Annotated in this window: 10 protein-coding genes and 1 riboswitch; of the genes, 5 read left to right on the forward strand and 5 right to left on the reverse strand. The window is 71.3% G+C overall.

Annotation, left to right across the window (positions count from 1 at the left end):
* Window positions 1-67 precede the first annotated feature (67 nt).
* On the forward strand, window positions 68-1,327 hold the full coding sequence (gene rlmC / locus C8K30_RS10675) for a 23S rRNA (uracil(747)-C(5))-methyltransferase RlmC (protein ID WP_369939728.1): 1,260 nt from the start codon (window positions 68-70) through the stop codon (window positions 1,325-1,327).
* Here the strand turns inward: rlmC and C8K30_RS10680 are convergent.
* The 3 genes from C8K30_RS10680 to C8K30_RS10690 all read right to left on the reverse strand — a co-directional run bounded on the left by C8K30_RS10680 (window position 1,294) and on the right by C8K30_RS10690 (window position 4,991).
* Window positions 1,294-2,880 carry a hypothetical protein gene (locus C8K30_RS10680; protein WP_146197419.1) on the reverse strand — a complete coding sequence of 529 codons (1,587 nt, stop codon included), beginning with the start codon at window positions 2,878-2,880 and terminating at the stop codon, window positions 1,294-1,296. The genes rlmC and C8K30_RS10680 overlap by 34 nt on opposite strands.
* A 199-nt stretch (window positions 2,881-3,079) precedes the next feature.
* Window positions 3,080-4,552, reverse strand: a complete 1,473-nt coding sequence (locus tag C8K30_RS10685) for a sigma-70 family RNA polymerase sigma factor (protein WP_158280981.1) — start codon at window positions 4,550-4,552, stop codon at window positions 3,080-3,082.
* A gap of 217 nt (window positions 4,553-4,769) precedes the next feature.
* Entirely contained in the window at window positions 4,770-4,991 is a 222-nt protein-coding gene (locus tag C8K30_RS10690) for a hypothetical protein (RefSeq protein ID WP_108492874.1), read from the reverse strand.
* Between the two features lie 600 nt (window positions 4,992-5,591).
* On the opposite strand from C8K30_RS10690, the gene C8K30_RS10695 reads away from it, so the two are divergent.
* Window positions 5,592-7,556, forward strand: coding sequence for a leucine--tRNA ligase (locus C8K30_RS10695; RefSeq protein ID WP_108492875.1), 1,965 nt, complete (start codon window positions 5,592-5,594; stop codon window positions 7,554-7,556).
* Here the strand turns inward: C8K30_RS10695 and C8K30_RS10700 are convergent.
* On the reverse strand, window positions 7,553-8,392 hold the full coding sequence (locus C8K30_RS10700; protein WP_108492876.1) for an ion transporter: 840 nt from the start codon (window positions 8,390-8,392) through the stop codon (window positions 7,553-7,555). The genes C8K30_RS10695 and C8K30_RS10700 overlap by 4 nt on opposite strands.
* A gap of 214 nt (window positions 8,393-8,606) precedes the next feature.
* Here C8K30_RS10700 and C8K30_RS10705 point away from each other — a divergent pair, with 214 nt between their 5' ends.
* A complete protein-coding gene (locus tag C8K30_RS10705; protein ID WP_108492877.1) occupies window positions 8,607-8,873 on the forward strand; it encodes a GlsB/YeaQ/YmgE family stress response membrane protein in 267 nt (88 codons plus the stop codon).
* Window positions 8,870-9,811 carry a hypothetical protein gene (locus C8K30_RS10710; protein ID WP_146197420.1) on the forward strand — a complete coding sequence of 314 codons (942 nt, stop codon included), beginning with the start codon at window positions 8,870-8,872 and terminating at the stop codon, window positions 9,809-9,811. Before C8K30_RS10705 ends, C8K30_RS10710 begins: the two co-directional genes overlap by 4 nt.
* Window positions 9,812-9,915: 104 nt before the next feature.
* Here the strand turns inward: C8K30_RS10710 and C8K30_RS31670 are convergent, their stop codons facing one another.
* Window positions 9,916-10,650, reverse strand: a complete 735-nt coding sequence (locus C8K30_RS31670) for a C40 family peptidase (protein ID WP_304590806.1) — start codon at window positions 10,648-10,650, stop codon at window positions 9,916-9,918.
* Between the two features lies 1 nt (window position 10,651).
* A riboswitch (cyclic di-AMP (ydaO/yuaA leader) is annotated at window positions 10,652-10,847 on the reverse strand.
* Between the two features lie 163 nt (window positions 10,848-11,010).
* On the opposite strand from C8K30_RS31670, the gene C8K30_RS10720 reads away from it, so the two are divergent.
* The gene (locus tag C8K30_RS10720) at window positions 11,011-11,904 is read left to right on the forward strand and encodes a hypothetical protein (protein WP_146197421.1); all 894 of its coding nucleotides are present in this window, start codon (window positions 11,011-11,013) and stop codon (window positions 11,902-11,904) included.
* Window positions 11,905-11,941 lie beyond the last annotated feature (37 nt).

Raw genomic sequence — 11,941 nt, forward strand, 5'->3', positions numbered from 1 at the left:
GGCGATCCCTGCGGCTACGCGCCGGACTTGATCCGGGCGGTTGCGTGCGGGCTGGATAATGGGGGGCGTGCAGTGCCCCCACTACGACGCCGGCCGCTGCCGCTCCTGCACCCTCCTGGAGATCGACTACCCCACCCAGGTGCTCGACAAGGAGCGGCACGTCGCCACGCTTCTCGCCAGCTCGCAGGCCGAACTTGTCGAGACCTCGGTCTCGACGGTCTCGACCACCGGGCCGCGGGTCGAGCCTGCCGAGACCTCGGTCTCGATCACCGGTTCGGGGCTGACGTGGCTCCCCGCGGTCAGCAGCACGGAGTCGGGCTTCCGGAACAAGGCGAAGATGGTGGTCAGCGGCACGGTCGCCGAGCCGGTGCTGGGCATCCTGGACCGGGCCGGCCAGGGCGTCGACCTCACCGACTGCGGCCTCTACCCCGACGCGCTCCAGGCGTCCTTCGGACCCCTGGCGGCGTTCGTCACGCGGGCGAACCTGGAGCCGTACCAGGTCTCGGGGATCGGCAAGCGCGCGCAACAGCGTGGCGAGCTCAAGTACCTCCTGGTCACCCTCTCGCCCGACGGCGAGCTCATGGTCCGGTTCGTGCTGCGCTCCCAGGAGGCGATAGCGCGGATCCGCAAGCACCTGGCCTCGCTGCGGGCCGAGCTGCCGGCCATGGCCGTTGCTTCGGCCAACATCCAGCCCGCGCACGCCGCGGTGCTCGAGGGGGACCTCGAGATCCCGCTCACCGAGCGCACCACGCTCCCGATGCGCATCGACGACATCACGCTCGACCTGCGCCCGCAGAGCTTCTTCCAGACCAACACGGCGGTGGCCACCGAGCTCTACCGGCAGGCCCGCACCTGGGTCGACGAGGTAGACCCGAGCAGCCTCTGGGACCTCTACTGCGGGGTGGGCGGCTTCGCGCTGCACTGCGCCGCGCCGGGGCGCGTCGTCACGGGCATCGAGATCAGCGCGGAGGCGGTGACGGCGGCGTCGGGCACCGTGGAAAAGCTGCGCGACGGCGCCCGGGCCGAGCGCTTCCGTGACGTCACCTTCGCGGCAGGCGACGCGACGGCGTTCGCGGTCGGTCCCGACGCCCCCGAGCTACCCGAGATGGTGATCGTGAACCCGCCCCGGCGAGGCATCGGCGCGGACCTCGCACACTGGCTGGAGACCTCTGGGATCAACCACGTCCTGTACTCGAGCTGCAACGCGACGACTCTCGCCAAGGACCTCGCCGCCATGCCGTCACTGCGCCCCGTGCGGGCGCGTCTGCTCGACATGTTCCCGCAGACCTCGCACTACGAGGTGCTCGTTCTCCTGGAGCGTGCCTGACCGAACCACCCCGGGCCGCGCCCGTGGTCGCGCGCGGGGTCCCACGGTAGGTGGTGGGGGCTCTCGTTCCCCTCGCACCCGCCGGATCGCCCTTCTTCCAGGCGACCCTCTGCCTTCTCCCGCTTGCCGTGTCCCGCGTCCTCTTTCGCCTGGCCGGGCGGGGTGTTTTTCTCGGCCTGGCCGGGAGGTGTGTCCTTCTTCGCCTGGCCGGGTGGCGTGTCCTTCTTGGCCTGGCCAGGTGGCGTGTCCTTCTTCGCCTGACCAGGTGGCGTGTCCTTCTTGGCCTGGCCAGGTGGCGTGTCCTTCTTCGCCTGACCCGGCGGCGTGTCCTTCTTCGCCTGACCAGGTGGCAGCCCGTCCTTCTTCGCGAGGCCGGGTGGCGTGCTGTCCTTCTTGGCCTGGCCGGGCGGGACCGTCGTGCTCGGCCCGGTGGTCTCCTCCTGGTCGCTCGTCTTCTTCGCCTGGCCGGGTGGTGCGCCGTCCTTCTTCGCCAGCCCGGGTGGCGTGGGCCCGGCCGGGGTGAGCCCGGTCGGAGTGGGCGCGACCGGGTCGGGAAGGTTCGTCGGGTCCTCGTTCGGGGACGCCGGTGTGGTGTGCCGAGCGGTGGTGCGCGCCCCGTCCGGCGTGGAGACCGATACCGTCCCGGTCTCGTGGAACGACGGCGCGGCACCCGCGTCACCCGCGACCCCGGTCGTGACGGCGGTGGTGATGAACAGGCCTCCGGCGACGGTAGCGGTCAGGCTGACCGGGTCGGTCAGCGCGCTGCGGACGGTCAGGGCCACCCGGGTGCTCAGGGTGGTGAGCCAGCCGACGCTCGCGCTCGCAGCCGCGACGCCCGCACCGGCGGCCGCGGTCGCGCCGGTCTCCGCCGCGGTGACGGCGCCGAGCAGCAGGACCGGCGAGGCGGCGCGCAGCATCCAGTAGGACTCGCGGACGTCGACGAACGCGCGCGTGCAGTCGGCGCACTGCACCATGTGGTCCTCGACCTGCTGCCGGCGGTGGGGCAGGAGGCGATGCCTGACGAAGTCGTGCATGGAAGCGCGGGTGGACCTGCACTCCGCGTTGTCGGCGGTACCGGCATGCGTCTCCGCGAAGTTGCTCGCGAGCCGGTCCTCGGCCCGGCGCAGGCGGCGCTTGGCTGCGTAGGGAAGCACTCCGATCTCGTCCGCGATCGCGGCCACGGGGCGGGATCCCACGTGGTGGTCCCAGAGGAGCTGCTGCTCGCCGGCCGACAGCCGTTCCATCGCGGAGTTCAGGACCTCGAAGTCGAGCGCACGTCGGATCGGAGCGGTGATCACGTCAGCTTCAGCGGTTCCGTCGGCAGGCAGGGCTTGCTCGTGTGCCATCCGCTGCGCCGCATCCACCGCCGCGGCGTTCCAGAACGCGAGGGGGTCGGCGAGCTCGCCGTGCTTCATGAGCTCGACGCACAGCAGCTCGAGACCGCGGCTCGCCGCCAGCTCGGGGTCGATGCCGGGAACACGCCGAGACACCGTGAAGACCACGGCGCGCCGGTGCGCCGCCCACTGGCTGAGGTCGGCGCCGGTGACCGTCACGCTGCCCCCCTCCCGCACGCGGCAGGGCGCCGCGTGGCATCACGTTGCACTGAACCTCGGGCGTGCATGCTCGCAAAGAATGCAGGCGCGCGGAAGATGCGAGCGTGGTGAAGTAAGGATCTTGGGCTCGCGCCCAGCAGGGCTGTGCGTCCGCACAGCAGTGGGGAGACGCGGACCCGGTAGGAGGCCCGCACGGTCATCAGTCTCCGGTCGCTGATTCTGCGTCGTCGGCGGCGCCCGAGAACGTGCCGAAGATCAGATTCCAGATCTCGTCGAGCGTCGTGGTCGCGAGATCGATGCCGGGCAGGTCGGAGAGACCCAGGCTGGCGAGCAGGTCGTCCAGCGCGGTGCCCAGGCCCGGCGTCTCCGGGACCTCAGGGACCTCCGGCTCCGGCACCTCGGGCTCCGGAACCTCTGGCTCCGGAACCTCCGGCTGCCCCGGGTCTGTCGGCGGGTTCTCGGGGTCCGCCGGATCCGGCACGGACGGCGGCTTCGGGTTGTCCGCGCCGCCGTCCGGCGCGGGACCGGGGTCGGAGTCCGGACCGGAGTCCGCAGCGGGCGGCTCCTCGGGCTCGGGAGCCGGGTCGGCCACAACCGGCGGCTCGTCGGCAGGTACGGGCGCCGCGTCCTCCTTGGGGGTGGTCGCGGGGCGTGGCTGCGGGTCGGTGGGCGGGATCGACGGGGGCTGCTCCTCCGTCGTCGGCTCCTCCGAGGTGGGCGAGGAGCCCGCACCGCCACCGCCACCACCGCCACCCTCGCCGCCGGCCCCGGAACCGCCACCTGCGGGTCCGGCGTCCTCGACGGCCTGGATGGGCGGGTCGGGCTGGTTCACGATCATGGCCGCGGCACCGCCGCCGATCGCGAGCGCGGCCAGCACACCCGCCGCGACAGCGGTCTCCTTCTTGCCGAACGAACGTGGCTTCGCCGCGCTCGCGGCACCGGCGGCGCCGCCGACGGCGCCGGTGATCATGACGCCGCCGATGAGGTGCTGGCCGAGGTCACGGAGCATCCAGGAGACCTCGCGCACGTCGATGAAGGCGCGGGTGCACTCGGTGCAGCCGTCCATGTGCACTTCCAGGCGACTCTGCCGCCGGGGCAGGAGGCGGCCCTTGAGGTAGTCGTGCATGGCGGCGCGGGTGGTGCGGCACTCGGGTTCGTTGACGGCCTGGGCGTGGGCGGCGGCGAACGCTCCGGCGAGGCGTTCCTCGGCGCGGCGCAGCCGCATGGTCACGGCGTGGGGTCGGACGCCGAGGTCGCCCGCGATGTCGGTGACGGCCCTGTCATGGACGTGGCGGTCGAAGAGGATCTTGCGGTCGTCGTCGGCGAGCTTGGACAGGGCGGAGCGGAGCATGGTGACGTCGGCCTGGCGTTCGGCGTCGAGCTCGGCGCCGGCGACTGGGGGTGTGAGGCCGTCGAGGGTGTCGTCCTCGACCGGGCGGGTGCGTCCGGCCTCGCGGGTCATGGAGATGGCTTCGTTGACCGCGGCTCGTCGCCAGTAGGGGGCGGGGTCCTCGATGGTGGTGCCGGTGGAGACGAGGCGGACCATCTTCTCGAGGGCGCGGCTGGCGGCTTCCTCGGCGTCGATGCCGGGCACGCGTGCTGCGACGGAACGCACCACGTTCGGGCGGTGCACCACCCAGTCGTCGATCCGCAGGTCACCTGTGGTCGTCACGCGAACCTGCCCCTCTCTGCGCATAGTGTCCGGTTTCGACTCGCTGGGCAATGATCGCACCACACGTCCGTGTTTGCGCAACTCCTCAGGGTGATCTGTCGTGATGGCGGCGCTGCTGGGGTGCGCCGCCATTGGCGTGTGCCTGCTCGTGGACGGGGGCCTGCTCGTGGGCTCGGGCGTGGACAGGGGTCTGGGCTGGGGCGTGTCCATCAGGTGCTCACCTCCGGGTCGTCGCGAACGTGGTCGATACTGCGTCGAGGCCCTGCGGTCCGGCTGTCGCGTGGATGACCGCGAGCGCGACCTCGCAGGTGGCGGCGATCAGATCGCTCGCCCCCCACGCGTCCGCGAGGCGGTAGAGGTTGACGGCATCGCCCTCCGCGTACGCGCGCAAGTACTGGGCGCCCAGACGAACGAGTTCGGGGTGCTCGGTGTGTTCCATGCAGCCCAGACGCACGAGGCGAGCGGATGTCACAGCACTTCTGGAAATTTCTTCGGATTCTTCCGTGACGTCCGGTTCGGGGCCGGATCGAGGGCCATTTGGATGCCCAGGGCACCGTTCGGCGCGCGCGAAGCGACGTCGTCCGGTAGGTCTGTGACCCAGACCACATGTCATTGCATCAAAAAGTGCTGTGACTTCCGGGACGTGCTCGCGTCTTAGCTGCGACGCGGACGAAGTTCGGACCTCGCTGGGGGCGGGCCGAGCTCCGGCGCGTCGGACGGGAGCCGTGGTTCGGAGTGTGCTCGGCGCACGCCGAACCGCTGGCTCCCGTCCCTCGGCGCGAGCGCCGGCTCGGACCTCGCTGGCGGACCGATCCGGCGCTCGCACCGCACGATGGCTGGAGCTCGCGGCGTTCCGCACCGAATTCCTTTACCCGGCTCGGCCGGTCCGCGTACCGTGGTGGCATGCACATGGCACGCTCGCTGCTTCGATAGCCGCACCGGACCCGCCCTCGATCGGGCACACCCGGTGCGGCCGCCCCTCCTTGCGAGGGGCTTTTTTGTGCCCGGAACCCGATCGATGTACCGGAGAGCGAGAGCGATGAGCGAGAACCGCACCATTCCTGCACCGCCCGGCGACACCCGCGCCGAGGCCCGTCTGTTCGAGGCGTTCGACGACGGCGTCCGCCCCCGCCGCTACCTGCTGACGATGTTCCCGTACCCCTCCGGGGACCTGCACATGGGCCACGCCGAGGTGTTCGCGATCACCGACGTCGTGGCGCGGTACTGGCGCGCCAAGGGCTTCGACGTGCTCAACCCGGTCGGCTGGGACTCGTTCGGCCTGCCCGCCGAGAACGCGGCGATCCGCCGTGGCGAGCATCCCGCCGCGTTCACGGAAGCGAACATCGCGACCCAGGCGGCGTCGATCCGGCGTTACGGCGTCTCGTTCGACTGGTCGCGGCGCCTGCACACCCACGAGCCCGCGTACTACCGCTGGACGCAGTGGCTGTTCGCGCGCCTGCACGAGCGGGGCCTGGCCTACCGGGCCGCGGCCGAGGTGAACTGGTGCCCCAAGGACCGCACGGTGCTGGCCAACGAGCAGGTGGTCGACGGCGCATGCGAGCGCTGCGGCACCGCCGTCGTCGCCCGCAGCCTGACGCAGTGGTTCTTCCGGACCACCGCCTACGCGGACCGCCTGCTGGACGACATGGCGCAGCTGGAGCCGGGCTGGCCGGCGCACGTGCTGACGATGCAGCGCAACTGGATCGGCCGGCAGGACGGACCCGGCGGCACCACGTACCGCCTGCACGACTGGCTGGTCTCCCGGCAGCGCTACTGGGGCGCGCCGATCCCCGTGGTGCACTGCCCGGACTGCGGGGAGGTGGTGGTGCCGGACGACCAGCTGCCCGTCGAGCTGCCGCACCTGGAGGGCGACCAGCTGGTACCGGGCGACGTCTCACCCCTGGCCGGGGCCCGCGACTGGGTGGTGACGACCTGCCCGCGGTGCGGCGGCCCGGCCGAGCGGGACACGGACACGATGGACACGTTCGTGGACTCGTCCTGGTACTTCCTGCGCTACCTGTCGCCCGGGTACGACGGCGGACCGTTCCGCCCCGAGGACGCCGCCCGGTGGATGCCCGCCGCCCTGTACGTCGGCGGGGTCGAGCACGCCACGATGCACCTGCTGTACGCGCGGTTCGTCACCAAGGTGCTGTACGACATGGGCCTGGTGCCGTCGCCCGAGCCGTACGCGCGCCTGCTGAACCAGGGCCAGGTCGTCAACCACGGCAAGGCGATGAGCAAGTCGCTGGGCAACGGCGTGGACCTGGCGGCGGAGCTGGACCGGCACGGGGTCGACGCCGTCCGCCTGGCGATGCTGTTCTCGGGACCGCCGGAGGACGACGTCGACTGGGCGGACGTCTCGCCCGACGCGATGCGGAAGTTCCTGGCCCGCGTGCTGCGGCTGGCGCCGCCCCATGGATCGGACCCGTCGATACCGTCGGACGACGGCGGGCCGGCCTCGACCGGCTCGACCAGCGAAACGCGCCCGACCGGCGACGACGGACCGGGCATCCTGCGGCGGATGGTGCACCGCACCGTGCACGACGTCGACGGCCTGGTCGAGGCCGGACGGTTCAACGTCGCGATCGCGCGGCTGATGGAGCTGGTCGGCGAGGTGCGCCGGGCGGCGTCGGGCGGCGACGGCCACGGCCCGGGCGAGAGCGAGGAGTACCGCGAGGGCGTCGCGGCCGTCGCGGTGCTGCTGAGCCTGTTCGCCCCGCACGCCGCCCAGGAGCTGTGGGAGCGGCTGGGGCGCACGACGCCGGTCGCGGCGCAGCCGTGGCCCGAGGTGGACCCGGCGCTCCTGGTGACCTCCGAGGTCGAGGCCGTGGTCCAGGTGGACGGGAAGGTGCGGGACCGGCTGCTGGTGTCCGTGGACGTGGCGCCAGCGGAGCTGGAACGGGCCGCGCTGGCCCGGCCGGCCGTGGCGCGCGCCGTGGGCGACCGGGCGGTGCGGCGGGTGGTGGTGCGGCCGCCGCACCTGGTCAACGTGGTGCTGGGCTAAGCGACAGCGCCGTCGTCGTCCTCGTCGAGCTTCGCGCGCAGGGCGCGGAGCTCGGCGAGGATCTCGCGGTTCTGCACGGCCAGGCCGTCGAGCCGGTGGTCCTTCTGCTCGTCGTCCTTGCGCTCCTCCTCGGAGATCTCCTCCATGCCGTTCACGATCACGGCGATGAACAGGTTCAGCACCGCGAAGCTGACCACCAGGATGTAGAGCACGAAGAAGATCCACGCGGAGGGATGTGTCTCCATCACCGCGCGGGCGATGTCGGGCCAGGCCTCGCCCGTCATGGCCTGGAAGAGCGTGAACAGGGAGGTCCAGAGGCTCCCGAAGTACTCGGGCGAGGTCTTGCCGAACAGGCCGGTCGCGATGACCGCCGACACGTACATGACCAGGACCAGCAGCGCGCCCACGGCGCCCATCCCCGGCACGGCCCGCAGCAGGCCGTCGACGACGCGGCGCAGCGACGGCACCACGGTGATCACCCGCAGCACTCGCAGCACGCGCAGGGCACGCAGCGCGGACAGGGACTCGCTGGCCGGGAGCACTGCGATGCCGACCACGAGGAGGTCGAACACGTTCCACGGGTCGCGGAAGAACTGCCGGCCGTTGGCGACTATCCGCAGGAGCAGCTCGAGCACGAAGAAGCCGAGCATGACGTGGTCGATCACGGTCAAGACTGCGAGGGCCGAGCCCGTCACCATCGTCTCCGCGCCCAGGACCAGGGCGTTCGCCAGGATCACGACGAGCACGAGGTTGACGAACCACTTCTGGTCGAGGAAGGCGCGAAGCCGCGCCCGCACGCTTCGTGGCCGGGCCTGCGCGCCGATCCCCTGGTTCATCGAATCTCCTTCTTCACTCTCACGTGCCCGGAGTCCTTGCTCCGGTCCTGCCGCAGGCCATATGCCCCGGCGAACTGTAGCGCGACGGTGTGCGGTGGCTTGGCTGGGCGCAATGTCCCGATATGGGACTGATTCGGCGGGTCCGGTGGCAACTGAACCAAATCAGTGCTGAGGTAGTGCTCAAGCAAGTACCACCACTCTGGAGGAAAACGCCATGGGCTTCTGGGCCTTTCTCATCCTCGGACTGATTGCCGGCGTGATCGCACGCATCGTCATCCCCGGCAAGCAGCCGGGCGGATTCTGGGTCACCCTGCTCCTCGGTGTGCTCGGCGCCATGCTTGGCGGCTGGCTGGGTGGGCTCATCTTCAACATCAGCTTCAGCGAGTTCTGGTCCTGGTCGACGTGGCTCTTCGCGGTGATCGGCGCGATCATCGTGATCCTGGTCGCGCAGGCGATCTTCGGCCGTCGCAAGACCGCTTGATCTCAGTGACCCGCGGCCGCACCGCCACCGTCGTCGTCCTGGCGTCGTTGATCGGGGCGGCCGCGGTCGCGTGTACGGGCGGCGGAACGGGAACGACGTCGTCCACCCTGGGCCCCGTGCCCGACGGCGTTGCCGCTCACCTCAGCGTCGAGGTGGGGCAGGGCCGCACGCAGTACGCCGACCGGGAGATCCTCCTGTCGGTCACCAACGGCTCCGACGAGACGATGACGCTCCTGGCCGGGGCCCTGCAGGCCGACGGCTTCGGACCGTCGCACCCCACCAAGGAGGGGCGCACCATCGCCCTGCGGCCCGGCACGACGCGTGACGTGTACGTCGGGCTGGGCGAGGCGGAGTGCGCAGGCTTCCCGGCGGGGCCGGACGAGCCGGTGCCGGACGCCGCGCCGTCGGCCACGATCACGCTCGCCCTGGGCGAGTACGACGACCTCGGTCCGGCCACGGACGTCGTTGTCGACGACGTGGACGATCCTTCCGGGCACCTCGCCCGCAACCACGCGGTGGACTGTGCCCGGGCCGCCGTCGAGGCGGGCGTCGGCCTGACAACGGACGCCGACGTTCCCGTCGAGACGCGCGACGGCGAGCCGACCGCCCTGGTCACGCTGGAGATCGAGCCGGTCGCAGGCGGGCCGGAGGTCACGATCGACCGGATCGGCGGAACCACGCTGATGGCGAACCCGGGCGGCGGCTCCGGCTGGACCGGCCGAGACCTGGCCGGGCAGGGATCCGGCCGGATCACCCTGCCCGTGGTGCCCGCCCGCTGCGACGCCCATGCCGTGGGCGAGGACAAGCGCGGCACGTTCCTGCCCGTGTACGCGAGCGTCGACGGCGAGCCGCAGCATGTGATCTACGTGCCGATGCCCGACTCAGGGCGCGCGGATCTGTTCGACTTCATCGCGGACTCCTGCGACTGGCCCGAGTAGCCCACGACAAAGGGGTGCGGGCACGCGAAAGGCGCCGCCCCCGGCGTCGGGCCTGGACCCGATGCGGAGGCGGCGCCTCGCGATGACCTACCAGTGCGACGGACTCAGACGACGCGGATGAACGTCGGGCTGTTCTGCCACATCTCGGTGTAGCGCACCGGCATGCCGGCGGCCCACGCCTCGATGATCATGCCGTCGCCCGCGTAGAGGGCCACGTGGCCGGGCGTCCAGACGATGTCGCCGGGCTCGGGGTAGGTGACCTGGTAGCCGGAGCCCAGCAGCGCACCGGACTGGTGCGGGAGCCCGACGCCGAGCTGCGCGTACACGTACTGGATGAGGCCGGAGCAGTCGAAGCCCGCCGACGGCGAGGCGCCACCCAGCACGTACGTGATGCCGAGGTAGTTGAAGGCGATGTTGACGGCCTGCTGGCCGACCGGGACGGGGTCCGGCGCGTCGACCGAGACGACGGCAGGGCCTTCGCCCTTCTCACCGTCGGCGCCCGAGGAGGTGCCGAGTACTTCCATCTCGATCGGCATCTTCGCGTCGGCCGGGACGGTCACGGTGGGAGCCGCGGCAACAGCCTGCTTGGCCGCCGCGGTGAGGGAGTTGAGGTCGACCGAGTTGAGCTTCGCGGTCTTCACGTCGGTCTTGAGGTCCATCGCCGGGGCGGCGTGCGCCGTCGTGGCGATGGTCGAGATCAGGACGCCACCTGCGGCTGCGGCGAGCGCGCCGCGGCGGGCGACAGTGCCGGCGTTCTCAGTGGCGGTACGAGCGAGGATGGTCAGCGGTGTCATGGCCGGACGGCTGTCACGATGCCGTCCGCGGATGGAGTTCGTCACCTAATGTCTCCTGTACCGCCTGCGAGGTCAGCTGTCGGGTTCGGGTAGGAGTACACACCCGGCCGCACGGCTACTGGGGGGTTCCGTCCGGCTTCACCCCGAGGACGACGATCCTGCTGTCGCCCGGAAGTGGGTCCCCCGCTCCTGTCTCGAACGTCTGGTCATGAGCCGGTGACAGGATTCGGCGTCCGGCTCACGGCTCCACCGATGTGGTGGGGCAGAAGTCAAAGTACACACCTTCACGGAAAAAGTCACGATCGGGTTACGCATTACGGTCTGACCCAACGAAGGCGCAGATTTGCGCCGTTCCGGGCTTGAGGGGTTATGACCGACATCACACATCCGCTACCGTTCGGCGGCATGGCTGAATCGGAGAACCGCATCTCCGCCTGGTGGGTGCTTCCTATCAGTGCGATCGTCTGGTGGGTCTGCGGGTTCCTGCCCTGGCTCCTGCAAGTGTTTTACGAGGTCAGCGGCATTGCGCAGGCTTCGGCCGACGCGGCCGCCGGGTTCCTGCCGCTCCCCTTCACCGCCGACGACGCGGTGGTCGGCGTGGTCGTCATGGCCCTCATCGGCGGCCTCCTCGCCGGCGTCACGTCTCGTCTCCCCGCCTCGGCCGGTGCCGGTGCGGGCGCCGCGATCGCGGGCACCCTGCTTGCGATCGCGGCCACGGGCGGCGCCTCCTGGTGGCTCGCGGCCCGCGAGACCGGTCCCGACGACGCCATGCCGCTGGGGATGCTCGTCATCACCGGTGCCGCGGGGATCGTCGGCCTCGCGGCCGGGCTCCTGGCGAGCCTCGGACCGGCCGCGCTACGGGGCCTCGCTCTCGCCCTGCCCGTCGTGCTCCTCGACGGATGGGTCTGGGGCCTCGTCCCAGGAAACCCGGTGTCGCCCACGGGTACGTGGTGGATCCTGGCGGTCGCGCTCGGTATCGCGTTCGGCCTCGCCGTGGACAGCAGGCCCATCGAGCTGCTGGGCTGGCTGCCCGCCGCCGGCGTCGTGTGGGTGCTCCAGGCGGCCGGCCCCGCCCTGCTGGCCGTGCAGGAGAACATCTGGCCCGGCTCGGCGCTCACCGAGGACCCGCTGTCGGCCGCGGGCATCGTCTGGGACGAGATCGCCTCGGCGGCGATCGTGAGCGACGGGCACCAGCTCGGGGCCTGGGTGGTCGCCCTGTTGCTCGGTGCCGCGATCGCGGCACTCCGCCTCTCCCGGGAGGCGACGGAGGAGGGCGAGCTCTCCGAGGCCTGGGCCTGACCTGGCGGGCCCGGCCCGACAGGCTGTGCCGCTACTG

It is taken from the genome of Promicromonospora sp. AC04 (genome assembly GCF_003058225.1).
Classification (GTDB): Bacteria; Actinomycetota; Actinomycetes; order Actinomycetales; family Cellulomonadaceae; genus Promicromonospora.